The following is a 24,410-nucleotide window of genomic DNA, read 5'->3' as shown; positions in this document are numbered from 1 at the left end:
AGCGATCCAACTTCGTTAGAAGTTGAAATCTATTGTTTGCTTCATTTAAGAAGCTTGTTTCATTAACGTTGCTTGTTCAGTTTTCAAGGTTCATTGTGCTCCCAAAAGGAACTTCTCAATGTTATCATTTTATAACTATTATGTCAATAACATTTTCTAATATTCTTTCGCTTCAATAGCGACTTACATTAGTATATTACAATGTTTTATTGAAGTCAATAATTATTGTAAAATATTTTCGAAGTAACCATCCTCTTAAGGACAAGTAATAATATACCTCAAAAGGATAGTTAAAATCAAGCTTTTTTTCTAAAAAACTTTTTAAAGTCTACTACAAACAACATAATCCCCAAAATAACGACTAATCCGCCTACTATTTGGGAAACAGTCAAATATTCATTGAAGATCAAAATCGCAAGTAACGCTGCACCAACCGGTTCGAATAAAATCGCAATCGAGATTACATTCGTACTTGTCCATTTCAATGCCCAGTTGAAAAGATTATGCCCTAATAAGTTTGGAATAATCGCCAATAAAATAAACCACATCCAATCAATCGCCGGATATGGACCGAATGATTCCCCTTTTATAATAATATAAAAGAATAAAGTAATTGTACTTACGGAATACACGACCATCGTATAAGTAACAAGTGATAATCTTTTCCGTACATCCTGCCCGAACAATAAATAACCTGTTATTAAGGCACATGCAATTAATGCTAATATATCCCCGTAAAGTGCCGTACCGCTAATTTGGAAATCTCCCCAGCTAATAAGGACGCTGCCTAAAATCGCAATGCCCCCTGCAATAAATGTCTGCAGCGTTATTTTTTCTTTGAAAAATAAATACGTCCCGATAAATGCAAACAGCGGCTGCATTGTTACCAGTACAGTAGAACTGGCTACAGAAGTGTAATTTAATGATTCAAACCATAATATAAAATGAAATGATAAAAATACCCCTGCAATTGATGAAAATATCCAATCACGTTTTGACAGCACTTTTATTTCATTGCTATATTTCATTAAAAACCACGGCAGCATTATCAATATCGAAAACAGCATACGATAAAATGCAATAACTCCAGCATCTGCACTTGCAAGTTTTACAAAAATTGCAGAAAGGGAAACAGAGATTACGCCAATAATAATAGGAATATACGGGTGGATTGGTGGTTTATCCACTATAACCCCTTCTTTCTATATATATATCATCTAATACGAAATATTTTGCGATACCTCATATTCACATTATCAAACTATACCTTATTAAAGATTTTTTTTCGAGAGGATTTGAATTCCATTTTAAATGAAGGAGATGTTTGGATATGGAATGGTTAGCGAATGATAAATTTACCGTAGAAATTTTATTAAAATTACTAATTGCGGCTACACTAAGTTTAATTATTGGTATCGAAAGGGAATTGAAAAAGAAGCCAGTCGGTTTAAAGACAAGTTTAGTAATCGCGACATTCAGTTGTTTACTTACAATCATCTCAATTGAGACTGCCTATTCAACACCTGCACGGGACGATATCAACATTACGATGGATCCATTACGTTTAGCCGCGCAAATTGTAAGCGGTATTGGCTTTTTAGGTGCCGGTGTTATTTTGCGTAAAGGGAATGATAGTATTACCGGACTGACAACAGCCGCCATGATTTGGGGAGCCGCCGCCATCGGAATTGCTGTAGGCGCTGGTTTTTATATTGAAGCATTTATTACGGTCCTGATTGTCGTATTGGGTATTGAACTTCTTGCTCCCTTCCTATTGAAGTTCGGTCCAAAACGTCTAAGAATGCGCGAAGTTTCTTTAATTATCAATACCGACCAAGCGGACAATATAAAAAATGTCGTGGATTATTTGAGGGAGCATGATATGTATATCGATAATATTTCAATCCGAGATGTACCATTTTCCGAAAAACTATTACATGAAATCGATATACGATTATCTACCGTCGAAACGAACCATACTATCGAACTTTATAACCGGCTTCGGAAATTGGATTATGTAGTAAATATTAAAATCGAATATTTAGATTAACGGAGGAAAACGCAATGGGAGAATTTTTCAAATTACTAAAGGATGGTAATAAACCGTCCTTACTCGCAGCATTCGTCAATACATTTTTAGGAACGATTAAAGGAGTTGCGTTCTTCTTTACAGGAAATGTTGCGATGTTTGCCGAAATGATGCACTCTTTCGGGGATGCCGCAAACCAATTTTTCGTATTCATAGGGTCTGCCTTAGCAAAAAAGGCGCCTACTCCAAAATTCCCGAATGGATACGGACGTATTGTTAACTTAGTCTGTTTGGGCGCCGTTTTAATTGTAGCAATCCTTTCATATGAAACAATTAAAGAAGGATGGCATCATTTTATCCATCCTGCATCTGAATCTTCAGGAATTTGGATTGCTCTTAGCGTATTGGCAATTGGTATTATTCTAGAAGGTTTTGTTTTAAATAAAGCTGCAAAAGAAGTGCTTCATGAAGTTAGCGTAGAACCTAAGGGGATAATAATTCTCCAGTCTGCAAAATATTTAAAGCGTGCAAAACCGGCGACAAAGCTTGTATGGATGGAAGACTTAGTGGCGACTTCGGGTAATGTCCTGGCGTTTTTAGCAATTGTTATTGCATATTTCACCGAATTTTACCGATTAGAAGGATTTATTTCAATGGTAATCGGTTTAATGATGTTTTACGTAGTTGGCCGTGTCTTTTTAGATAATGCACGTGGTGCAATCGGTGAAACGGATGAGGAAATGCTTGTGCATATCGGAAATCTTGTGATGGAAGATCCGCATGTAACAGATATCGCACGACTTGAAGTAATCAAAGAAGGCGAATTTTTACATGTGGAACTTATTGCGGAAACAGATCCAAGTTTGTCTCTCGCTTATTTAGATGATGTACGCGATCATTTAACAACACTGCTGTTAAACCAAAAAGGTGTGACAAAAGTTACGTTGGCGTTCGATGAGGATAATGGAGAACGCAGCTGGAAACATATCGCTACAAAACCTGAATCAGAAAAAGGCATGATTTAATTGAATCCAATAAAAAGGAAGCTGGTCCCACTATCCGACCGCTTCCTTTTTTCACGTTCTTATAAAGACATTTCTAAAATTTTGCGTACATCGTCTGCTTCAAGTTTATTGAAGTTGCCGAACGGACCATATACTAGGCAATGCTCAACCATTTCTTCGAAGTGTGTAGCATCAATATCATAGTCAGCTAAGCGATTTGGGGCACCAAGAGATGTCCAAAACGCAGATAATGCTTCAATACCTTCCAATCCAACTTGTTCCTCTGATTTGTTTGTCGGATCAATATTGAACACATTTACAGCTAATTTTGCAAAACGCGAAGGATTCACATGTAAATTATGCTTCATCCAATTCGGGAATAAAATAGCTAAGCCGCTTGCATGTGCAATATCGTAATATGCTGAAACCGCATGCTCAATGTTATGTGTTGCCCAGTCACCGCGTGAACCTAATGCAAGGAATCCATTTAAACCGATAGTTCCCGCAAGCATTAATGTTTCACGATGCTCGTAGTTAGAAGGATCTTTCAATGCTTTTGGCGCAACTTCAATCAGCGTACGTAAAATCCCTTCGCTCATTTCATCTGTAATCGGCGTGTTTGTCGCATTGTTGAAATACTGTTCAAAAATATGCGACATTGTATCAACAACACCATTTACCGTTTGATTTGCCGGCACCGAATAAGTATAAGATGGGTCTAAAATCGAGAATTTCGGGAAAGTTGCGGGACTGCCCCAACCATACTTCTCTTTTGTTTCTAAGTTTGTAATAACCGAACCTGAGTTCATTTCAGATGCTGTCGCAGCTAATGTTAAAACAGTCGCCAATGGTAATGCTTCAGTTGCCATTACTTTTCTAGTTACGATATCCCAAGCATCCGCTTCCACCTTTGCACCTGCAACGATTAATTTAGAGCAGTCAATTACTGAACCGCCCCCTACTGCTAATACGATATCAACCTGATTTTCTTTACAAATTTCAATACCTTTACGCGCTGTTTCTACACGAGGGTTTGGCTCGACACCAGATAATTCGAATACGTTCATATTCAAGTCATTTAAAATGGTCATAATATCATCGTATACACCATTCGATTTAATACTTCCTCCACCATATACAATTAATATATTCTGGCCGTATTGCGGAAGTTCTTTTCGTAAATGTTCGATACTCCCTTTACCAAAATGAATCTTTACTGAATTATAAAATGAAAATTCGTTCATCAATGGTTCCCCCTATTTTTCAAAAAAGTCCCACTCCAATAATAGGAGTGAGACTTAATAATATAATGATTATACCCATCCACGGAAGCGAGAGGCCTCGGCAGTACGGCGTACACCTACCATATAAGCAGCTAAACGCATATTAATATTGCGGTTTTGTGCTGTTGTGTAGACATTTTCAAACGCAGTAGTCATTTTAGAATATAATTTTTCACGTACTTCTTCTTCCGTCCAATAATAACCCATATTGTTTTGAACCCATTCAAAGTAAGAAACCGTTACACCACCAGCAGATGCTAAAACGTCTGGTACAAGAAGAATACCGCGCTCTGTTAAAATCTTTGTCGCTTCAGCTGTTGTTGGACCGTTTGCTGCTTCTACAACAATGTTTGCCTTAATTTGATGTGCGTTGTCTGCTGTAATTTGATTTTCAATGGCAGCAGGCACTAAAATATCGCAATCCAGTTCTAGAAGCTCTTTGTTTGAAATTGTATTTTCAAACAATGTCGTAACCGTACCAAACGAATCACGGCGATCTAATAAGTAATCAATATCCAAACCGTTCGGATCATGCAACGCACCGTGTGCATCTGAAATACCAATGACTTTTGCACCTAAATCGCTCATAAACTTCGCTAAGAAACTACCTGCGTTACCGAAGCCCTGAATAACCACTCGTGCACCTTTAATATCGATATTGCGCTTTTTTGCAGCTTCTTCGATGACAATTGTAACTCCTTCCGCAGTTGCACGGTCGCGACCTTGTGAACCGCCAAGAACGATTGGTTTACCTGTTATGAATCCTGGCGAATTAAATTCATCCATACGGCTGTACTCATCCATCATCCAAGCCATAATTTGAGCATTTGTAAATACGTCCGGTGCCGGAATGTCTTTCGTTGGACCAACTACTTGACTAATCGCACGAACATAACCGCGACTTAATCGTTCAATTTCGCCCATTGACATTTCTCGTGGGTCACAAATAACGCCACCTTTACCTCCACCATACGGAAGATCAACAATGCCACATTTTAACGTCATCCACATCGAAAGCGCTTTCACTTCTTCTTCCGATACCATCGGGTGGAATCGTACGCCACCTTTTGTTGGACCAACTGCATCATTATGCTGTGCACGGTAACCAGTAAATACTTTTGTCGCACCGTCATCCATTTTTACAGGAATACGCACAGTCAACATACGAATCGGTTCTTTCAGTAATTCATACATTGCTTCATCATAGCCTAGTTTATTTAATGCCTCATGAATTACTTCTTGAGTTGATGTAAATAAGTTCAAATTTTCAGCCATTTTATTATTCGCCTCTTTAAATTTTGATTTATTTGGGTCTTTCCGCCAACATTGTAACATACTTTATTCAGAGTTTGTTAAATATTTAGCCACATTTTATACACTTTTAATATTTCCGTTGATAATTAATGAAGAAAGCGCTTTTTTCACAAAATTTGCTCAAAACTGACCAATTTCCTCCATATAAAAAACATGTCCAACTTATTTAAAAATAAATTGAACATGTCCTGCTTAGTGTCCAGATTGTTCGATCCAATCTTTCAATTTTTCCTTTAAAATTTGAAAGCCATCTGCATCCACTTCATCAACCCGATCTTGCAAAGTACGTCGAGGCGGCATATCCCTTTTCCGGTGAAACGGTACTTCCTGCAATTCGCGTATCGATAAGCTTATTTTTTTTTGATCTGTATCCACATCCAGAACTTTAACTTGTATTTCATCCCCGACGGATAAAAAATCACTTACATCCTTCACAAAACCGTATGTGATTTCAGAAATATGCACAAGTCCCTGCGTAAATTCATCTAAAGCAACAAAAGCTCCGTATGGTTGAATTCCTGTCACTTTACCCGTTAGCACGTCACCCACTTCAATTTTTTTTGCCATACTTTGTTCCTACCTTCTTTTCATATATACGTAAATGTCATGTTAAATTATAACATATGAGACGGACTGTAACAAAGAATCGCTTTAATCTAGCGTTTTTAAGTCATTAAATAAGAGTCTTACTAAAAAAATATGAAATTTTTTTCTCTTTCTATAATTACATTCAATAAATTCACAAAACTTTTTGCTAAATACGTGAATCGTACTGTAAAATGAGTAATTGCATATATATGAGGAGGTTTTGTTTTGTCATCTAGAGATCAATTTACATCTAAGATAGGATTCATACTTGCAGCAGCAGGAAGCGCAATCGGTCTTGGCGCGATTTGGAAGTTCCCCTATATGGCGGGGACCAATGGCGGTAGTGTATTTATTATTTTGTTTGTTATATGTACAGTTTTAATTGGCTTGCCGATATTAATTGCGGAATTTATGATTGGACGACGCGGTCAAAAAGATCCGATTACATCTTTTAAAGAGCAGGCTCCAAATAAACCATGGTTTATGATCGGTTGGATCGGTCTTGTTGCGTGCGGGTTAATATTATCCTTCTATAGTGTTGTAGGTGGTTGGATATTGAGCTATATAGTTCGGGCCGTTAGTTTTTCACTTACAGGACAAGGGGCTGATTTCAGCACTTTGTTTTCAAATATCATTTCCAATCCATGGGAAGTGTTAATCGCACAAGCTGCTTTCATGCTTCTAACATTAATCATTGTCCAAGCAGGGATAAAAAACGGGATTGAAACAGCGAGTAAATGGATGATGCCGATTTTATTCTTATTTTTCATTTTGCTGTTTATCCGTTCCATTACATTGGACGGTGCGATGGAAGGCGTTAAGTTCATGTTCATTCCGGACTGGTCTTACTTGAACGGCGATACGTTAATGTTAGCGTTAGGACAAGCATTCTTCTCTCTTAGTATTGGAGTTGCGGCAATGATAACATACGCATCTTATTTATCTAAGAAAGAAAAAATTGTAACTTCAGCAGTCAATGTAGCAAGTATGAATATCGCGATTTCTTTATTGGCGGGTCTTGTAATATTCCCTGCCGTATTCGCATTAGGGTTCTCTCCTACAGAAGGACCGGGCTTAGTATTTATTATGATTCCAGCTGTTTTTGAGCAATTGCCATTTGGCGGGTTTTTATTGCTCGTATTTTTCATCTTACTTCTGTTTGCGACAGTTACTTCAGCGATTGCATTGCTGGAAGTGGTCGTTTCCATTGGTATTCGGGAAAAAATTGCCCAGCGCAAAAAAGCATCTTGGTTATTAGCATCAATTATTTTTGTCATCGGTATTCCTAGTGCTTTATCATTCGGAATTTTATCGGATATCACCATTTTTGAACGTTCCATTTTTGACTTTGTCGATTATGTAACGAGCGCGATTTTAATGCCGATCGGTGCCTTTTTAACATCTATTTTTGCCGGATATTATTATTCGAAGAAAATTTCTCGTGAAGAAATGATGACATCACCCGTTGTTTATAATTGCTGGCTGTTCATTGTACGCTATGTAGCGCCACTTTCAATTGCAGCTATCTTTATTAATAAAGTTTTCTTTAGTTAAGCTTGAAAAACTTGTTCGATATGAATTCGGACAAGTTTTTTTATTTTCACAACTAAGAGGACTTTATAAGTTGTTGTTCATATGATAGTAAACATATACGGGGAGGAGATGGGAAATGAAATTGCAGTTTCAGGAACAGTTGAAAACTTTACGTTCGGAAAAGAATTTATCAATTGAAGAGCTTTCATTACGAACACAAGTAAGTATTGAAAAACTGACAGCCTATGAAAACGGTGAGCAAATTCCTTCAACCCAAAACATTTTAATTTTATCGACTGTTTTAGAAGTACCGGTTTCTAACTTAATTGACGGATTACATTAAAATGCGGGCGACCTCAACTTACAGGTCGCCTGCATTTTTATATAATACACTTCGCTTCAAATTTTACGGCAATTAATTTATATGCGATTGCAACACATTGCTCAAAAGGAATCCATTGTTCAAAAGAGTATTCATAAACTCTTTGAATGACTTTCGCCAATGTTGTTGGATCGTCAATATTTTGAAGTGCAGCAACTACATCTGCCGTTTCAGTTGCATAACTTTCGGAACCGTAGCTAAAAGGATCCCACTGTTCCAATAAATGTACACACTTTTGATTCATTTCAATATTATCCATTTGATTCACCTTACTACCTCTTATAATAGTTAGTATGATACCATAATCTGAAAGAAAGCATAAGAAAAGAGGGTTCAAATGTCTATTTTTAATAAAGTTCATGAGCGTCGCAGTTCCGCATCTGTAAAATGGGATATGATGAATGTCGTCTACAATTTGAAAGATACAACAGAATTACTTCCGATGTGGGTAGCAGATATGGACTTCCCTCCGCCTGCAGCTTTAACAGAAGCGTTAAAAACTCGATTAGAGCATCCTATCTTCGGCTACACTTTTGCCGACAATGATGTAAAAAATGCGATTGTTCACTGGTATAGTACCCGCCATCAGTGGACGATTGATCCGAACACGATTATTTTCCAGCCTGGTGTTGTGCCGGCAATCGCGACCGTTATCGAAACCTTTACAGAACCTGGCGATAAAATCGGTATGTCTACACCAGCGTATCCGCCATTCACAAATGTACCGGCTGCTCAGAAACGTGAAGTCGTGACATGTGAATTAACCGAACAAGACGGTCATTATACGATGAATTTTGAGGAGCTTGAAGAAATATTCCGCTCTGGTATTAAACTGTTTGTTTTATGTAATCCGCATAATCCTATCGGTATTGTATGGAGTCCAGAAGAGCTGGAACAGTTAGTTGCGCTCTGTATTCAATATGATGTGTATCTATTATCCGATGAAATTCATGCCGATATTTCAATTCAAAAATCGTATACGCCTGTATTAACATTAGCGAAAGCAAACGAGGCAAAAATCATCACATGTATTGCACCAACGAAAACATTTAATATTGCAGGAATTCATGCCGCAATGATTGTCGCACCAGACAAAAAACTATTTACGGCAATCGAGAAAAATACACAGGCACACGGAAATTTAGGTTTAAATACATTTGCTTCGACTGCCGTAAAGGCTGTCTATACAGAAGGAGCTGCCTGGTTGGATGATCTTCTTATTTATTTAAAAAACAATATGGAATATGTTGTGAAAGAATTGAACGCTATTGAAGGTCTTGAAGTGGAAATTCCTGATGCGACATATTTAATGTGGATTGACTACCGTAAAACAGGTATTGAAGAAAAGGAATTAATGACACGCCTTCTATCGGTAGGACAAGTTGCATTAGATCCAGGGACAAAATATGGGGAATCAGGAAGAGGCTTCTTACGTATTAATGTTGCTTGTCCATTTGAACTGCTGCAGGACGGTGTTGAACGCATTAAACGAACAATGGCTACATTCGAATAAAGAATCAAAAGGGGCAGCCCGGAATTATTAATTTCCGGACTGCCCCTTTTTCTATTCCATCATTTGATTATTGTTTTTATTATTCTTCCTTAGCGTTTTCTTTAGCGATACGCGCATCACGTTCTTTTAATGCGCGTTCTTCTAAAATTTTAGCCTGTGCAGCTTGGCGAGCAGCGATGCGGCGGACGAACCGGAATGTAACCAAAACAATAATCAGTAAAATGGCGAATTCAATTGCAGCGGGAAGATACAATGACTTGTCTTCCGGGAAATATAAAAAGCCACCAGAGAAATTCATTAAAAAATGGTTCACGTGCCCACACGTCCTTTAAAAGTTAGTCAATTACTGTGATTGACTCAATCTTAACATCTTCTTTAGGCTTATCGTGCATATTTCGGTCAACTTTAACAATATTGTCAACAACATCCATACCTTCAACAACTTGGCCAAATACTGTATGTTTGCCGTCTAACCATGGTGTACCGCCGTTTTGTTTGTAAAACTCAACTTCTTCTTTTGACCAGCCACGCACTTCCATTTGTTTTAACATAGATACTTCAACTTGAGGTGCTTGAACGATGAAGAATTGAGATCCGTTCGTACCAGGACCTGCATTGGCCATTGATAATGCGCCACGGATGTTCATTAGTTCAGGAACACACTCATCTTCGAATGTACCGCCCCAAATTGACTCGCCCCCCATACCAGTACCAGTTGGATCTCCACCTTGTACCATGAAGTTCGGAATTACACGGTGGAAAATAATACCGTTATAGTAACCTGATTTTGCATGACCTAAAAAGTTTTCAACTGTTTTTGGTGCGTGCTCCGGGAATAATTTAATTTTGATTGAACCCATAGTTGTGTTCATTTCTACCATTACTTCACCTGGATTTAGTTCTTTCGATAATTGTGGAAACATTTTTGTCTCTCCTTTAAATAAAATGTGGAATGGATGGGTATAGGTATAGAAACCAAACTTCCCCTTTAATACCAAGTCCAAGTTTACCATAACTCTAATATTTTAAGCCACTAACTTGCGAGGGACTTCCTTCGTATTCCGAAATAAGTTATACTAAATATTAATTTAAAAGGAAGAAAGTGATAATTTGAAGCAAAATATGAGACATAATTTCATCATCATTTTAATAGCAAACTTTATTGTTGCGGCTTCTGTTACGATGATTATGCCGTTTTTGTCTTTATATATTGATACACTCGGCGACTTTACAGATAGCTATGTACAAACATGGGCAGGAATAATCTTTGCTGCAACATTTGTTACGGCATTTTTAATGTCTCCGATTTGGGGGCGGATTGCTGACAAATACGGGTACAAGCCGATCATGATTATCAACTGCTTCGGCGTTGGGTTAAGTATCTTTTTAATGGGTTATGTTCAAAATGTCGAGCAGTTCTTTTTACTGAGGCTAGCGATGGGTGTTGTGACAGGCTTTATCCCTACTTCTATTGCATTCATTAGTAAGCATACTCCGAAAGAAGTGGCCGGGAAAACGCTCGGGACATTGCAGATGGGCAGTGTCGGCGGAACATTATTCGGTCCTGTATTAGGAGGCTTGATGGCAGATACTTTCGGGTTTAAGTACACTTTTATCATTACAGCAGTCACAATTACAATTGCTGCGATAATTATTATTTTCGGTATTCATGAACCGACCATTATCCGTAAAGTTAAAAATGCCATTTATTCAAGGAAAAATGTAATCTGGGCTATTTTCCATCATCGCCTTATTTTAAATGTAATGTTCGTAACTTCACTCATTCAGATCGGGAACTTTAGCATTCAGCCATTGCTGTCTCTTTACGTATCTGAACTTACCCCTTCTCAAGAAGTAGCCATGCTCGCCGGCGTTACCTTTAGTGCCGCTGGGCTTGGTAATATATGTTTCGCGAGATTTTGGGGGAAATTGGCCGACCATTATGGATATGAAAGAATTTTATCGTACTTGTTAATCCTTGCCGTCATTTTTATCATTCCACAGGCATTCGTTACAGAGTTATGGCAGCTTATTATACTACGATTCTTATTTGGTATTATATCCGGCGGTCTCATTCCGATTACGTCCGCGCTCATTCGCCGTGAAGCACCAATTGAAGTGCAAGGCGAAATTATGGGCTACAACCAGAGTTTCCGTTTCCTTGGCAATATTATCGGACCGGTATTAGGCGGGGTTGTAGCAAGCTTTGGCGGGATTCATTCCGTATTTTATACGACCGGCCTATTATTTTTAATCGGCTTTGTCATTATGTCCTTTTTGAAAAAGCTTCCGACGCAGTACATGGACGAGATGTTGAAAAAACATGCTTAAATGTTCAATGTATATATGGTATCTTTAAAAAACAACAGATGATTACGCTTAGTACGTTTTCGTTTTGTTGTTTTTTGTTTGGACAATTATAATGAATATCCTATTTGGGGGCCAATTATCCATGAAACAACTTTTCGGCTACATTGTCATTTTATGTAGCATTCCTTTACTTCTTCTGATTGGGAATGAGGCTTGGAAAGAACTAGTGAAAGCGGAGCAGTATGAACAGTTAATCAAGAAATCGATTAAGCTCCCTGAAGTAACTTCCACATCGCCCATTACCTTATATGATGCAAACAACAAAATTTTCAGTGAAGAATATACTGAATGGTCACAGCCACTTTCGCTTGATGAGGTCCCTGAAATTGCAAAACAGCTATTTATATACAGTGAAGATGAAAGTTTTTATGAACATATCGGTTTTGATGTGAGTGCAATTACCCGCGCGCTCATCGCAAATAAATCGGAGCAGTCTATCCAGCAGGGCGGTTCCACCATTACACAACAGCTTGTCCGCATGCGTTATTTAACTACGGACAAAACATATGAGCGGAAACTGATGGAGCTTTTTTATGCCTACGAAATTGAGAAATCTTTTTCAAAAGACGAAATTTTTGAGATGTATTTAAATGAAATGTATTTCAGCAATCAAGTATACGGAATCGGAGCTGCGGCAACTTATTATTTCAATCGGCCGTTATCAAAACTTTCCATTCCCGAAATCGCTTTTATCTCGGCTATTCCGAACAGCCCCTCATTATATGATCCGGTCGTGCACTTCAAAAATACAAAAAGCAGGCAGGAACGGTTAATCGATAAACTGACAGAGCATAGGGTTATTACAGCTGAAGAAGCAAAGATGTATAAAAAAGAACCGATTCAATTAAATATTAAACAAAAAGCACAGCAGTATCCAAGCTACAGTACATTCGTTTTACAGGAGCTGAAATGGCTAATTGCCGAACAAACGGGTTACCGTGAAAAGATTGATAATACACCTGATAAAATGGAAAAGGAATTTCTACAGTTAGAGCTGAAGAAAAAAACGGACGCAATTCTACGTCAAGGTGTTCATGTATATACTGCGCTGCAACCTGAGAAACAGCGACAGGATGAAGCGGCCATTAACCGCATTTTACCGAAGACCGATTTACAGGCAAGTGCAACGATTATTGATAATGAAACACGAGAAGTGATCAGTATTTTTGGCGGGAAGAATTATAGAAAGCATGATTTGCACCGTGCATTCCAATCACCTAGACAGCCGGGTTCTGCATTTAAGCCCATCAGTGTGTTTGCCCCTTACTTTGAAGAAACCTCCGCAACACAATATTCGATCGTAAATGGCGGTCCGTACTGTGTCGGGAATTTCTGTCCGGAAAACTATGGACGCATTTGGTACAACAATATAACCGTGGAAACAGCATTTAAAAACAGTATTAATACAAGTGCATTACGATTGTTTAATGCCATAGGGGTCGATACAGCATTTCGTTATATTAACCGGTTCAATTTTGAATCGATTATAGAAAAAGACCGCACATTTGCCGCAGCATTGGGCGGGTTAACATACGGTGTGACTTCACTGGAAATGGCCGATGCATACTCCAGCTTTATCGACGGCTATTATGTACCTGTTCATAGCATTCGTAAAGTAACGGATTTAACAGGAGAAACGATTTTTAGCTGGCCGCACAAACGTGAGGAAATATGGTCTGCCTCGACAACGAAAACGATGCGAAGCCTTTTGAATGAAACGGTAGCTACAGGAACAGGAAGAGGTCTTTATAGCTCATCCGGCTTTATCGGTGCCAAAACCGGAACGACGAACGAATTTAAAGATTATTGGGTTGCCGGATTGACGGATGACTTTACGGCAGCCGTCTGGATAGGCTATGATCAGCCCCTTTCAATGGAAGCAATCGAACGCGCAAAAATTCATTTTTCTATATTCAATGCAATAACAGAATAAAAAAAGCTTGTTAGTTTTAAATAGCGCACCTCCCCCGCTAAAATCCTAACAAGCTTTTTTTATACTATGCGAACGGCAAGCTCGCAAGAATTCCGTTGTATAGCTTAATCACGGCATAGACGACGAGAGCCACTAATAGAAACCAGGTAATTACTTCATAAAAGATTAATCCGATCAACCCTGGAATGGACATATACTGACTCTTCTTATAAACGTTGTAAATAAAATAACAAAAAATCGTGAACATAAAAATGCCGACTAAAATCGGTAAGGATTGACTCCCAATTACCGAAGCAAATGCTCCAAAAAAGAAGATGACATATCCACCGCGTGCTGCATGGATCGTTTGCCCTTCTTTATCTTTTGAGAAGAACAGCATTCCAAGCTCATGAATCGTTTCACCGATCAGCTTCAATGCTGAAAAAATCATGAAAAATAGTAGCACAAATACAATCAGTAATACGAAACGCAGCTCCATATCCGATAAAAACTCACGCATTCCATTATAGAGACCGATTGCATGAATTAGTTGTAGCGATTCTGATATAGCCAACATACTGAATGAAAAACTGAATAAAATAATTGTAATGAATGGTAAGTAGCCATATAAATATGGATTTTTCATAATTTCGTTCCCTCAAAACTCGTAATATTTCTTTTCCTCATCATAGCTAACAATGTGGGGACGAGCAAGCCTCTCCTTATCTACTTACCGCATTCTTACCAGTAGCGTCTCGGATAGCGCGGATAATACGGTGGATAGTAGTAATTAGGCGGATACGGTTGATAATACGGTGGATATGGTCCGTAACGATTATTATTCAGCGACCCCCCTAAAAAACCTCCTAAAAAGCTCCCTAAAAACGGAACCCCAAATGGATATCCAAATCCAAAACCTGGATTATAACGATTAACCATGTTCATGTCCTCCTCCCTTATGAATAGTGTATTCATAATTATGAGAGCCACTAGTCACCCGCCTAAAAATGAAAAAGATGCCTTGCAAGTTTTTCATTGCAAAGCATCCTGTCATGTTGATTAGATATCGCGTAATTCTACTAGTGTTGCCAAAGTACGTACCATCGCACCTGTGCCGCCTTTTGGTCCCAATGCATGCGGTGCATCCGCATCAGAAGTTCCTGCAATATCAAGGTGAACCCAAGGAGTACCTTCTGCAAACTCTCCAACAAAGCCGCCGCCGAAAATCATATGGCCGTCACGACCTGGAGAGTTGTTTAAATCTGCCACTTCCGATTTACGGATACGCTTTTTATCGCTTTCTGTTAACGGTAAGCGCCATACGAACTCACCTGTTTCAAGTGCCGCGCCCATAAACTCTTCGAAAAATTCTTCGTTATTTGTTAAAGCACCTGTTTTATCTTTACCTAATGCAACGATTACTCCGCCCGTTAATGTCGCTACATCGATTAAATAGTTGGCACCTTGCTGTTTCGCATATGTCATAGCATCTGCCAGTACTAAGCGGCCTTCCGCATCTGTATTTAATACTTCAACCGTTTTGCCGTTGTACATAGTAATAACATCATCCGGCTTAAATGCATCCCCTGATACCATATTGTCTGTAGAACCGATAACGGCAACGACATTTTGTTTCGGGCGTGTTTCACCGATAATGCGCATTGCACCAAGAACAGCGGCTGCACCACCCATATCACCTTTCATGCCGACCATGCCTTCACGCGGTTTTAATGAGTAGCCGCCTGTATCGTATGTTACACCTTTTCCGACAAAGCCGATCACATCTTCCCATTCTGGTTTTCCTTTATATTTCAATGTGATTAAACGGGGCTCTTCTACAGAACCTTTATTGACAGATAAAATACCGCCCATACCCAGTTCTTCCATTTGGGCTTTGTTTAAAATCTCAACCTCTAAACCATAAATATTGGCAAGCTCTGTTGCATAATCTGCCAAATCACTTGCTGTCAGTAAATTAGGAGGCAAGTTGATTAATGTACGCGCTTCATTAACCGCATCCGCATAAATTTTCCCTACTTCGAAATTACCGATCACATCTTCCATATTCGCCTCAGTAACAAATTGAATTTGATCAAAATATGTTTTCGGCTCATTTGAAGTCGTTTTATAATTTTGTACTGAGTAATAGCCTAGATTTAAACCTTCACCAGCTAAATACGCAACTTCCGCCTCTTCCAGCTGATCTGTTGTAAACGATTCTACCCAAACTGCCACATCACTTACTTTTGATGCTTTCAGTTCTTTACCAACTGCTGCAAATACTTCACGTAATTCGTTTGCTGTTATATTTTTGCGTTCACCGAGACCGACAAAGTAAATACGTTTAAGTGAAGAGTGGCTGCCTGAATACGGTAATTTCGTAATTTTTTTTGTATCTGATGAAATTTCGCCTGCATGTAGCCATGTGTCAATGATATCTCCGTAAAATTCACTAAACGCTGACCAGTTTTTCATTTGTTCACGATGCTTTTGTACTCCGATAATCAATGTTTCCGAAGTTTGTGTTTCAAACGTTTTTGCTGTTGATTCAATATTCATAGTTAAAACCCTCCTAATGTATAGTTTCATTATATACAAATTTTTTTAATTCGGGTAACGAAACATCCAATAATTTTTATTTTTCTGCAAGTTTAAATTCAAACGAATATAGGGAAAATGATATAATTATAGCAATGAGGAGAAAGTAGGTGTAATTATCGAACTTCTACAAAATACGCCGCTTTGGCTTGGGGTTTTTGCGATTGTTTTTGCGCAAATTTTAAAAGTACCAATCCATTTTATCGTAACGAAAAAAGTGGATTGGAGCTTGCTGACATCTACCGGTGGAATGCCAAGTTCCCATTCTGCAGCTGTAACAAGTGTTGCGACGGCGGTCGGTATTGAGACCGGATTTGATTCACCCACTTTCGCTGTTGCAGCGATGCTGGCAGGAATCGTCATGTACGATGCGAGCCATGTACGCTTTCAGGCTGGGCAACACGCGGCCGTTTTAAACGAACTGCGCCACGATCTCCGTTTGTTTTTTGATGAAATTAAACGTTGGCCGGAAATGAATGAGCAAGAAAAAATAGAGGATTTAAAAACATTATTAGGTCACAAAAAAAGTGAAGTATTCATCGGAGGATTGGCAGGAATTGTTTTTGCGGCTTTATGGTACACCATTCAAGTGTTATAAAAAAGGGGTATGTTAAAGGCTAAATCGGCTTTTAACATACCCCTTTATTTTTTTCGTTGCGGATACTCCGCTAAAGTAAACTAAAACATGCGATATCCTGCTTTTCGCAGCGCAATCATGACAAAGCCCGACACGATCGCCCCGCCAAAACCACCCGATAAGACAACAATATCAACAACCTTTAATGCTTGAATTTTATCGATTAAAGCCGGAAATGCTGTCCCTGCCTTAAAGAAATAATCCAAAAAGCTTACTTCATCAATGATAAAAATTACGACAACCGGATAGACAATAGCCATTAACCATGTCATCCGCAATAACATATTCAATAAAAAGCCGATACCGAAAAACATGACAAAAAATAATACGACGGAAATGATTACTTGTACTAGCGAAACATCATTCATGTTATGTATACCCCCATTAATCTATCATAATTTTACATGATATAACGGGTCCTTTCAATTCAACATCCAAAATAACGTATAGAATACTAATATTGTCAGAAATACTTCATAAAGTAAATCGTTTATTTTTTGAAAAACAGATGGTATTCACTATAGCCGAATACGTCCCCCGGGTTCACACCTTCAATAATTGGGTGAATATGTTGTGCCGCATGCTGGTTTGCCATTTCTCTGAGCATAACCGATGAAAGTTCATGGTGAATAATTTCACTCGGTGCCATCCAGCATGCTTCACCGATTTCTCTTTCCTGCAAAGTAAAAGGCTGATCATTATCCACCGGCTTACAATAAAAAATCGCCATATTATCACTAATATCATTGAGGATTACACCGGAACGGAAGCCCACAAGTCCCTTTACCTCGCAAAGAATCCCCGTCTCTTCCAATACTTCACGCATCGCTGCAGTCGTAACGGTTTCGGCTTGCTGAACAAATCCTGCCGGTAAAGACCAGGCCCCTTTTAGTCCCCCATATGTTTTTTTTACGAGCAGCCATTCTCCTGCTGAATTTTCAACAATTGCGGCAACGCCAAGCCACACTTTTCCACGATCCTTTTTCATGAATAACATTCCCCCTTTGCTATTGATAAAAAAACTTGCAAAAGAAGCGTTACACATCGTTTGCAAGTTTGAAGTTCGTTTATATAAATTTGAATTTCCCTTTTTTCAACGTTAAGCCGACACCGCCAACTAAATATAATGCGCGGTCGTCTACTACTTTCTTTAATGCAGATGCTGGCTTACCTGTAAAAGTACGACCAAATGCTGTTCCGATTGCGTCTTCTTGACCTAATGAACAAACAGCTCCCTTATCATCGTAGAAAAATACATCTGTCGGCTCATCATTCATTAAATATTTAATATTTTTTGCGATCACAGCACCTTGCTGCATCGCAATTTGAGCTGTTGGCGGGTAAGGTCTGCCTGCTTCTTCATTCAATAAAAATGCACAGTCTCCTACTACAAAGACATCATCAAAACCTGGTGCGCGCATATCTTCCCGAACTGCAATACGTGCACGGTTCGATTCAATACCGGAAGTCTCGATTAGAGCATTTCCACGTACCCCTGCAGCCCATACAACTGTACCGGCTTTAATGAATTCCGTATTTTCTTCATCTTTTTTAATTTTCACGCCTTCTGCTGTTGCTTCCACAATCGGTGTGCCGATAGAAAATTCCACACCTTTTTTACGCAGCTGATCCTGCGCATAATCGACTAATTCCGAATCAAATCCAGGTAATACGGTCGGTGCTGCTTCTACACAAAGAAGACGTACTTTTTCCTGAGGAATATCAAATTCTCTGCAAAGCTCAGGAATCCGGTTGCCGAGCTCCCCTAAAAATTCTATGCCTGTAAAGCCGGCACCACCTACGATAATCGTAAGTTTACTGTCGTCTTTCACTTCATCCAATGTCCAAGAAGCAAACTGATACTCGATATGCTCACGGACTTGGCGTGCGGTATTAATATTCGTCAATGATAATGCATGTTCCTTCAGACCGGGAATACCGAATGTTTCCCCTTCGAAGCCTAAGCCGATCACTAAATAATCATATGAAAACTCACCAGCTGATGTTTCTACTTTCTTTGTATTGACATCAATATTTTCTACATTGGCAATGACGAACGTTACATTGTGATTAATAACTTTTGAAATCGGATAACGTGCTTTATCTGGAGAAATCGTTCCTGCCCCTACTTCATGCAGCCATGTTGTTTCATAATGATAGTCGTTTTTGTTCACTAAAATAATTTCTGCTTCATTTGTATTGATTAATTTTTGAAGATTTACAATCGTTGTTAATCCTCCGTACCCTGCGCCTAATACTAAAATTGTCGGTCTTTTCATTCAATCAAACCCCTTCATTTTAATGAACCGGCGCTATAAATCTATTTGCCATTTTTATAGAACGCCAGTAAACGGTTTTTTACTGAAATACTAACATAATAGTAGCGTTTTTCCTGTGTGATTTCAAACATATGGATATTATTCATTGTCAATTTACAATATTATGTTCATATAAGTAATCGTATTTAATATCAATAAACAAAAACTCTTCGTTTGAAATGGCCATTGAATATGTGCGTGTTAACTCGCCTGTTTCAATATCACTGTAGACGGAGGAAAACTCGCCTTTATTGTCTTTTGTCATTTTAATAATGTTCAACAGAAAGTACGGTCGCCAGCTCCAGTTTTTACCGATGATTTCTTCTTGCTTTTCCCATTTTTCATCGTTCCAGCGGATATTCGGGGATGTTTGGAAACCATTGCTGTCACAAATATAAATACGAAATGCACATTTTTCCAATGCGTTTGCCAGCTGCATCAGTTTATCAATTTGTGAGGTAGATGGATTGATTTGATCGACTGTTGAACAAATCATCCGTTCAAGACGTTTCATTTCCTCATACTTTTGCAGAAGCAATTTCTTCTCCGTAGCAATAAACTGCTCACAATCTTTGCGGAAACGTTCTTTTAAAGAATCGCGTACTTGCAGCTCTTTATGCGGCAGTTGCAAATAAGGCCCTTTGAAATAACGGGTACCGTTTTTCCAGCCGTGCTGTAATTGATAGACCGTTTCAATATTTTCGATTAATAATTGCGTTCCCATCTTCACAGCGAGTGTTCGAATAGTTGAAAACGCATGGTTTTGCGCACCCCATAAATTATAGTTCAACTGGCCGACATTAATTTTAAGAATAGCCGGTTCAAGTAGTAAAATATTTTCAAGCTGTGTTTGTGAGCCAACATCTGCCAATGCAATTTTAATGCCATATGTTTTAATATAGCGAATTAAATGCTGCAGCTGATTCATCTCTCCTTCGTAAAGATGTTCCGTCATGACAAGGGTAATATTTCGGAGGTTCGATTCAGCGACTGTTTCTTTCAGCATTGAAAAATAGCTTTCTCCAAAATCAAGCAAAAGCAGTTCAGGGTTGCACGGAATATACAAACCAACATCATCAATTAAATGGGCAACATTTTGCAACGATCTGCGAACAAAGATTTGCTCAATTTCTGCTCTAATATCTGCTGGTACGTCTTTTTCATATGTAAATTGCTCTATATTAATCGGCTCTTTTTCATTTTCACTTTCCACTTGGCCTATCGCTTCATAAGCCACAATGCGATGCCCATCTGCACTATAGATTGGCTCATATAAAATTTCGATTTGATCTAACTTATCCAGTAATTCTAAAACACTCATTTAGAAAAGCCCCCTAGCAGTATGGTGATAAATCTATAATAATTCAAACCTTATAATAATACAAAACGATACAACAAAACATAGTTATTTTATAGGAAATATAAGTTTTAAGATTTTGACAAATTATTCTGCATAGTGAAAAGGTGGATTTTTTTAAAAAAACCTTTAACGAAAGTTAATCGCTAAAGGTTTTAAGATTGGTTACATTTTATTCACAGGGCGTGCTGCCAAAAATTAATTAAAGTTTAAACTCTCTCACTAATGTATTGAGTTCTTCTGCTAAATTGGCAAGTTGTTTCGAACTTCCGGCTACTTCCTCCATTATACTGCTTGTTTGTTGAACAGATGCTGCTGTTTGTTCAATGCCAGCAGCGGACTCTTCAGATACCGATGCAACTTCTTCAACAGAACCGTTCATCACTTGTGTACTAGCTGAAATCTCTGATAAGTTTTTCCCGATCGTTGTAATACTATTTGCCATTTCTTTTACAGCATTACTGATCCCTTCAAAAGTTTCACCTGTTGATTCAATTTGTGTTTTGCCTTGTTCTACTTCTTTATAACCTAATTTTAGTGAGTCGGACACGAAAGAAGTTTCCTTTTGAATATTGTCTACAATACCCGTAATATCTGTTACAGAGTTTGATACTTGCTCAGCCAGTTTTCTTACCTCATCAGCAACTACAGCAAATCCTTTTCCATGCTCTCCAGCCCTTGCAGCTTCAATTGCAGCATTTAAAGCAAGAAGATTTGTCTGATCGGCTACATCCTTAATGACGGTAACTAGGTTTGATATTTCCTGTGATTGCTTGTCTAGCCCTGCAACCTTTTTAACGGATTCATTTACAATGGAATGGATTTTTTCCATCTGTTGAATTGACTTTTTCATTAATTCCGATCCGTCATTGGTCATATTTAATACATCTTTTGAATTCTCCTCTATCCGTAACCCATTCTCATTTGCATCATGGACTCTTTCGACAAAAGTATTCATTACAGAAGCTAATTCACTTGCATGATTAGCTTGTGTTTCTGAACCAGCAGCCAATTCTTGCATTGTAGATGCCACTTGTTCTGATCCCATTCTCACTTCATCGGCAGATTGTGATAGTTCTTCACTTTGACTAGTTAATGACTCTGAAGTTTCGGAAACCTTCTTCATGGAATTTTTAAGATTTTTATGTAATAAATTGATGGCATCAGCCAATCTGCTTATTTCATCTTTTGATTTGACTAGCAGCAGTTCTTTCGTTAAATCACCATTTGCTAGATGTCCCATCTGTTCCGTTACTTTAATGATTGGTTTTGTAATTAAATTTGCATAGAACCATATGATGATTACCCCTAAAATAATTGAAATACCCATAACAATAAGAATAATAGTCAACAGCTCTGTAGCAGGTTGATTAAAATCCATCATATAGGTACTGGCAGTCACTACCCAATCCCAGTTTGGGTCTATTTTTGAATAGGAAACCTTCTCTTCAATTTGCTCTTTATTATTTGGTAATGCTGAATTATAAAAAGTAAAGCCACCACCGGCATTCGCTATTTCAATCATTTCTTGAGCGAATTTTACACCGTTTTCATCCTCATCATCCCATGCACTAGCACCCTCTTTAGATGGGTGCGCAATACGAGTTCCATCTTGACTATATACAATCATATAGCCGTTTTTACCAAGATCAATTGAAGAGTTTATAGGTCGAATCCCATCCCCATTCTTTTCGCCTAAAATAATCTCCTTTACTTTCTCTTGAGCACTTTCAAGTGAAATATTTCCTTTTTCAACTTCCGAATTATAAGCATCAATTGTAGCAAGTGTAAATTCAACACTGTTTTGCAAGTTTGTTTTACCTATTTGCTCTAAGCTAGTAGAGCTTTTCTGGTAACTTGTCACTCCAATTACAATCATCGGAACAATCAATAGTAAAATAGAGATTCCAATTAGCTTGGATTTAATAGAAGAGCTAGATTTAAACTGCTTTTTCAATTATGTACACCCCTTATATTTAATTTTTTATTGGTTACTGCAACTAATTAACCTCCCTATTTATAGAATTAATTAACTATTCCCCCTCTAAAAAAGAGTACAAATTACTCCTATACAACTTTAAATTATAGATAAAAGTACTAGTTTTAATTCTCGAATGTTATTTTAACCTAATTTTTTATTTATTCCAACATATTTTTACATAATATCCTCTTTCAGTTGTTTATTTTCTGTTTTAAGCATAAAAAAAAGCCTCCATGATTTGTATGTTTAATAACATCACAAATCAAAGAGACTCGTTATTCACAATCCATTATTCACATGGTTGTTCTACTGCTGGGCGTGCTGCCGCTTTAAAGCTTGTTCCGCAGCCGCATGAAGCAAGTGCGTTCGGGTTGTCGATTGTAAAACCGCCACCCATTAATGATTGTTTAAAATCAATTTTCGTGTCTTGTAAAATGCCCGCATCTTCTTGGGATACGATAATTTGAATGCCGTGTTGGTTGTCAACGAAGTCATCGTCATTTATTGTTTGCTCAAATGCCATACCGTATGATAGACCACTGCAGCCTCCGCCTTTTACGGCAACACGCAGGCTCGCATTTTCTTCTCCGTTATGAACCATCATTTCTTTGACTTGAAATGAGGCCGCTTCTGTTAAAATGATTACTTGTTTTTCACTTGCCATTCCAGTCACCTACTTTCTTTTATTTATCATAACAATTGTAAAAGCTATCTGACAACAAAACTGCTCTACCTGATTATATTCCTGCATTGTGTAAAAGGGGATAAGGATAAAATACCTAAAAAATTCACATAAATTCAGTAGATTACTCACACTTTTTTAAATTTCCTTGCTATAATAAGGAATCATAATTAAACGAAAGGTATGAACCTTTATGGAAATTTCCCCATTTTACGAAAAAACAGTGAACTGTATTCATTGCAAGAAAAATTTTTCAACACTTAAAGTTCGTACCAAGTCCATAAAAATTGAACATACAACTTCCGACTTTCAACCAGTCTATACAGACAATAACGTGAATGCATTATATTATAATGTTTTTGTCTGTCAGCATTGCGGGTTTTCGTTTACCGAAGACTTCAGTAAATATTTTGCTCCAGGTGTAAAAGAACAAATCAATGAAAAAATTTGCAGTCATTGGATACCGCACAGTTTCAGTAAAGAACGTTCTGTTTTCGAAACAATTCAAACATATAAACTTGCGTTGTTTTGTGCAACGATTAAAAAGGAAAAATTCGTCATTACTTCTGGCTTGGCATTACGCTTGGCTTGGTTATATCGATCATTAAAAAATAACGTTCAGGAACTGCGCTTTTTAAAATTGGCCCGCGATCATTATATGGAAAGCTATTCAACGGAAGATTATGCAGGTACAACAATGTCCAGTGTACGAATTATATATATGATTGCTGAGCTGTCCCGTCGCCTTGGGGATTATGAAAATGCAACACGCTTCTTTTCACGTGTAATTGAAAGTCAACGTGTAGGCGGTGAAGCCAAACTCGTCAATATGGCTAAAGAGCAATGGGAATTAGTTCGAGAAGAGCGAGGTAAAATCGTCCAATAAAAGAGAGCTGCCAAGTAAGTAAT

General features: G+C 38.0%; 25 protein-coding genes. 9 read left to right on the top strand and 16 right to left on the bottom strand.

Annotation, left to right across the window (positions count from 1 at the left end; all coding sequences use genetic code 11):
* Window positions 1–296 precede the first annotated feature (296 nt).
* Window positions 297–1,187 carry a DMT family transporter gene (locus tag ACQKN3_RS14205; RefSeq protein WP_251690055.1) on the bottom strand — a complete coding sequence of 297 codons (891 nt, stop codon included), beginning with the start codon at window positions 1,185–1,187 and terminating at the stop codon, window positions 297–299.
* Between the two features lie 143 nt (window positions 1,188–1,330).
* Between ACQKN3_RS14205 and ACQKN3_RS14200 the strand changes: the two genes are divergently transcribed.
* A complete protein-coding gene (locus ACQKN3_RS14200) occupies window positions 1,331–2,050 on the top strand; it encodes an MgtC/SapB family protein (protein WP_251690056.1) in 720 nt (239 codons plus the stop codon).
* Window positions 2,051–2,064: 14 nt separating this feature from the next.
* Window positions 2,065–3,054 (top strand): cation diffusion facilitator family transporter, encoded by a 990-nt coding sequence (locus ACQKN3_RS14195; RefSeq protein ID WP_251690057.1) that lies wholly within the window; start codon window positions 2,065–2,067, stop codon window positions 3,052–3,054.
* Between the two features lie 59 nt (window positions 3,055–3,113).
* Here ACQKN3_RS14195 and ACQKN3_RS14190 read toward each other — a convergent pair whose 3' ends face one another.
* The 3 genes from ACQKN3_RS14190 to yugI all read right to left on the bottom strand — a co-directional run bounded on the left by ACQKN3_RS14190 (window position 3,114) and on the right by yugI (window position 6,197).
* On the bottom strand, window positions 3,114–4,277 hold the full coding sequence (locus tag ACQKN3_RS14190; RefSeq protein WP_427712436.1) for an iron-containing alcohol dehydrogenase: 1,164 nt from the start codon (window positions 4,275–4,277) through the stop codon (window positions 3,114–3,116).
* Between the two features lie 69 nt (window positions 4,278–4,346).
* Complete coding sequence (locus ACQKN3_RS14185; protein ID WP_251690059.1) at window positions 4,347–5,591, bottom strand: Glu/Leu/Phe/Val family dehydrogenase; 1,245 nt, start codon at window positions 5,589–5,591, stop codon at window positions 4,347–4,349.
* 231 nt (window positions 5,592–5,822) lie between these two features.
* Complete coding sequence (gene yugI / locus ACQKN3_RS14180; RefSeq protein ID WP_251690060.1) at window positions 5,823–6,197, bottom strand: S1 domain-containing post-transcriptional regulator GSP13; 375 nt, start codon at window positions 6,195–6,197, stop codon at window positions 5,823–5,825.
* Between the two features lie 246 nt (window positions 6,198–6,443).
* Here yugI and ACQKN3_RS14175 point away from each other — a divergent pair, with 246 nt between their 5' ends.
* Both ACQKN3_RS14175 and ACQKN3_RS14170 read left to right on the top strand, forming a co-directional pair.
* Window positions 6,444–7,772: a sodium-dependent transporter gene (locus ACQKN3_RS14175; protein ID WP_427712431.1), complete on the top strand. Its 1,329-nt coding sequence runs from the start codon at window positions 6,444–6,446 to the stop codon at window positions 7,770–7,772.
* A gap of 115 nt (window positions 7,773–7,887) precedes the next feature.
* A complete protein-coding gene (locus tag ACQKN3_RS14170) occupies window positions 7,888–8,094 on the top strand; it encodes a helix-turn-helix domain-containing protein (protein WP_427712429.1) in 207 nt (68 codons plus the stop codon).
* 37 nt (window positions 8,095–8,131) lie between these two features.
* Here ACQKN3_RS14170 and ACQKN3_RS14165 read toward each other — a convergent pair whose 3' ends face one another.
* On the bottom strand, window positions 8,132–8,392 hold the full coding sequence (locus ACQKN3_RS14165) for a DUF1871 family protein (RefSeq protein WP_251690447.1): 261 nt from the start codon (window positions 8,390–8,392) through the stop codon (window positions 8,132–8,134).
* Window positions 8,393–8,470: 78 nt separating this feature from the next.
* Between ACQKN3_RS14165 and ACQKN3_RS14160 the strand changes: the two genes are divergently transcribed.
* On the top strand, window positions 8,471–9,646 hold the full coding sequence (locus ACQKN3_RS14160; RefSeq protein WP_427712426.1) for a MalY/PatB family protein: 1,176 nt from the start codon (window positions 8,471–8,473) through the stop codon (window positions 9,644–9,646).
* Between the two features lie 79 nt (window positions 9,647–9,725).
* Here ACQKN3_RS14160 and ACQKN3_RS14155 read toward each other — a convergent pair whose 3' ends face one another.
* Both ACQKN3_RS14155 and ACQKN3_RS14150 read right to left on the bottom strand, forming a co-directional pair.
* A complete protein-coding gene (locus ACQKN3_RS14155) occupies window positions 9,726–9,959 on the bottom strand; it encodes a hypothetical protein (RefSeq protein WP_251690064.1) in 234 nt (77 codons plus the stop codon).
* 22 nt (window positions 9,960–9,981) lie between these two features.
* On the bottom strand, window positions 9,982–10,569 hold the full coding sequence (locus ACQKN3_RS14150) for a peptidylprolyl isomerase (RefSeq protein WP_079524164.1): 588 nt from the start codon (window positions 10,567–10,569) through the stop codon (window positions 9,982–9,984).
* A gap of 199 nt (window positions 10,570–10,768) precedes the next feature.
* On the opposite strand from ACQKN3_RS14150, the gene ACQKN3_RS14145 reads away from it, so the two are divergent.
* Both ACQKN3_RS14145 and ACQKN3_RS14140 read left to right on the top strand, forming a co-directional pair.
* Window positions 10,769–11,977 (top strand): MFS transporter, encoded by a 1,209-nt coding sequence (locus ACQKN3_RS14145; protein WP_251690448.1) that lies wholly within the window; start codon window positions 10,769–10,771, stop codon window positions 11,975–11,977.
* 121 nt (window positions 11,978–12,098) lie between these two features.
* Entirely contained in the window at window positions 12,099–13,949 is a 1,851-nt protein-coding gene (locus ACQKN3_RS14140; protein ID WP_251690065.1) for a transglycosylase domain-containing protein, read from the top strand.
* A 64-nt stretch (window positions 13,950–14,013) separates the two neighbouring features.
* On the opposite strand, the gene ACQKN3_RS14135 is transcribed toward ACQKN3_RS14140, so the two are convergent.
* The 3 genes from ACQKN3_RS14135 to ACQKN3_RS14125 form a co-directional block, all read right to left on the bottom strand.
* Window positions 14,014–14,574, bottom strand: coding sequence for a YufK family protein (locus ACQKN3_RS14135; protein ID WP_427712422.1), 561 nt, complete (start codon window positions 14,572–14,574; stop codon window positions 14,014–14,016).
* Between the two features lie 95 nt (window positions 14,575–14,669).
* Complete coding sequence (locus ACQKN3_RS14130; protein ID WP_251690067.1) at window positions 14,670–14,867, bottom strand: hypothetical protein; 198 nt, start codon at window positions 14,865–14,867, stop codon at window positions 14,670–14,672.
* A 120-nt stretch (window positions 14,868–14,987) separates the two neighbouring features.
* A complete protein-coding gene (locus tag ACQKN3_RS14125) occupies window positions 14,988–16,487 on the bottom strand; it encodes a leucyl aminopeptidase (RefSeq protein WP_251690068.1) in 1,500 nt (499 codons plus the stop codon).
* A gap of 154 nt (window positions 16,488–16,641) precedes the next feature.
* Here ACQKN3_RS14125 and ACQKN3_RS14120 point away from each other — a divergent pair, with 154 nt between their 5' ends.
* Window positions 16,642–17,124, top strand: a complete 483-nt coding sequence (locus tag ACQKN3_RS14120) for a divergent PAP2 family protein (RefSeq protein ID WP_427712445.1) — start codon at window positions 16,642–16,644, stop codon at window positions 17,122–17,124.
* A gap of 80 nt (window positions 17,125–17,204) precedes the next feature.
* Here the strand turns inward: ACQKN3_RS14120 and ACQKN3_RS14115 are convergent, their stop codons facing one another.
* From ACQKN3_RS14115 to ACQKN3_RS14090, 6 genes are all read right to left on the bottom strand, one after another.
* Window positions 17,205–17,531 (bottom strand): YuiB family protein, encoded by a 327-nt coding sequence (locus ACQKN3_RS14115; protein WP_251690069.1) that lies wholly within the window; start codon window positions 17,529–17,531, stop codon window positions 17,205–17,207.
* A 122-nt stretch (window positions 17,532–17,653) separates the two neighbouring features.
* A complete protein-coding gene (locus tag ACQKN3_RS14110; RefSeq protein ID WP_251690070.1) occupies window positions 17,654–18,151 on the bottom strand; it encodes an NUDIX domain-containing protein in 498 nt (165 codons plus the stop codon).
* 79 nt (window positions 18,152–18,230) lie between these two features.
* A complete protein-coding gene (locus ACQKN3_RS14105) occupies window positions 18,231–19,442 on the bottom strand; it encodes an NAD(P)/FAD-dependent oxidoreductase (protein WP_427712417.1) in 1,212 nt (403 codons plus the stop codon).
* A 148-nt stretch (window positions 19,443–19,590) separates the two neighbouring features.
* Window positions 19,591–20,802: an EAL domain-containing protein gene (locus ACQKN3_RS14100; RefSeq protein WP_251690072.1), complete on the bottom strand. Its 1,212-nt coding sequence runs from the start codon at window positions 20,800–20,802 to the stop codon at window positions 19,591–19,593.
* A gap of 238 nt (window positions 20,803–21,040) precedes the next feature.
* Entirely contained in the window at window positions 21,041–22,795 is a 1,755-nt protein-coding gene (locus tag ACQKN3_RS14095; RefSeq protein WP_427712414.1) for a methyl-accepting chemotaxis protein, read from the bottom strand.
* Between the two features lie 313 nt (window positions 22,796–23,108).
* Window positions 23,109–23,483 carry a HesB/IscA family protein gene (locus ACQKN3_RS14090; protein WP_251690074.1) on the bottom strand — a complete coding sequence of 125 codons (375 nt, stop codon included), beginning with the start codon at window positions 23,481–23,483 and terminating at the stop codon, window positions 23,109–23,111.
* Between the two features lie 211 nt (window positions 23,484–23,694).
* Here ACQKN3_RS14090 and ACQKN3_RS14085 point away from each other — a divergent pair, with 211 nt between their 5' ends.
* A complete protein-coding gene (locus ACQKN3_RS14085) occupies window positions 23,695–24,387 on the top strand; it encodes a DUF2225 domain-containing protein (RefSeq protein ID WP_427712412.1) in 693 nt (230 codons plus the stop codon).
* The last annotated feature ends 23 nt before the right edge of the window (window positions 24,388–24,410 follow it).

It is taken from the genome of Solibacillus sp. NPDC093137, from assembly GCF_050280445.1.
Taxonomy (GTDB): Bacteria; Bacillota; Bacilli; order Bacillales_A; family Planococcaceae; genus Solibacillus; species Solibacillus isronensis_B.
This window is presented reverse-complemented; position numbering and strand designations above follow the sequence as displayed.

Excerpts from the sequence above, each read along its gene's own strand:
- ACQKN3_RS14085 (WP_427712412.1), top strand. The coding sequence starts at position 23,695 with ATGGAAATTTCCCCATTTTACGAAAAAACAGTGAACTGTATTCATTGC.
- ACQKN3_RS14185 (WP_251690059.1), bottom strand. The coding sequence starts at position 5,591 with ATGGCTGAAAATTTGAACTTATTTACATCAACTCAAGAAGTAATTCAT.
- ACQKN3_RS14100 (WP_251690072.1), bottom strand. The coding sequence starts at position 20,802 with ATGAGTGTTTTAGAATTACTGGATAAGTTAGATCAAATCGAAATTTTA.
- ACQKN3_RS14110 (WP_251690070.1), bottom strand. The coding sequence starts at position 18,151 with ATGAAAAAGGATCGTGGAAAAGTGTGGCTTGGCGTTGCCGCAATTGTT.
- ACQKN3_RS14200 (WP_251690056.1), top strand. The coding sequence starts at position 1,331 with ATGGAATGGTTAGCGAATGATAAATTTACCGTAGAAATTTTATTAAAA.
- ACQKN3_RS14160 (WP_427712426.1), top strand. The coding sequence starts at position 8,471 with ATGTCTATTTTTAATAAAGTTCATGAGCGTCGCAGTTCCGCATCTGTA.
- ACQKN3_RS14135 (WP_427712422.1), bottom strand. The coding sequence starts at position 14,574 with ATGAAAAATCCATATTTATATGGCTACTTACCATTCATTACAATTATT.
- ACQKN3_RS14140 (WP_251690065.1), top strand. The coding sequence starts at position 12,099 with ATGAAACAACTTTTCGGCTACATTGTCATTTTATGTAGCATTCCTTTA.
- ACQKN3_RS14165 (WP_251690447.1), bottom strand. The coding sequence starts at position 8,392 with ATGGATAATATTGAAATGAATCAAAAGTGTGTACATTTATTGGAACAG.
- ACQKN3_RS14195 (WP_251690057.1), top strand. The coding sequence starts at position 2,065 with ATGGGAGAATTTTTCAAATTACTAAAGGATGGTAATAAACCGTCCTTA.
- ACQKN3_RS14115 (WP_251690069.1), bottom strand. The coding sequence starts at position 17,531 with ATGAATGATGTTTCGCTAGTACAAGTAATCATTTCCGTCGTATTATTT.
- yugI (WP_251690060.1), bottom strand. The coding sequence starts at position 6,197 with ATGGCAAAAAAAATTGAAGTGGGTGACGTGCTAACGGGTAAAGTGACA.
- ACQKN3_RS14150 (WP_079524164.1), bottom strand. The coding sequence starts at position 10,569 with ATGTTTCCACAATTATCGAAAGAACTAAATCCAGGTGAAGTAATGGTA.
- ACQKN3_RS14130 (WP_251690067.1), bottom strand. The coding sequence starts at position 14,867 with ATGGTTAATCGTTATAATCCAGGTTTTGGATTTGGATATCCATTTGGG.
- ACQKN3_RS14145 (WP_251690448.1), top strand. The coding sequence starts at position 10,769 with ATGAGACATAATTTCATCATCATTTTAATAGCAAACTTTATTGTTGCG.
- ACQKN3_RS14125 (WP_251690068.1), bottom strand. The coding sequence starts at position 16,487 with ATGAATATTGAATCAACAGCAAAAACGTTTGAAACACAAACTTCGGAA.
- ACQKN3_RS14090 (WP_251690074.1), bottom strand. The coding sequence starts at position 23,483 with ATGGCAAGTGAAAAACAAGTAATCATTTTAACAGAAGCGGCCTCATTT.
- ACQKN3_RS14105 (WP_427712417.1), bottom strand. The coding sequence starts at position 19,442 with ATGAAAAGACCGACAATTTTAGTATTAGGCGCAGGGTACGGAGGATTA.
- ACQKN3_RS14170 (WP_427712429.1), top strand. The coding sequence starts at position 7,888 with ATGAAATTGCAGTTTCAGGAACAGTTGAAAACTTTACGTTCGGAAAAG.
- ACQKN3_RS14190 (WP_427712436.1), bottom strand. The coding sequence starts at position 4,277 with ATGAACGAATTTTCATTTTATAATTCAGTAAAGATTCATTTTGGTAAA.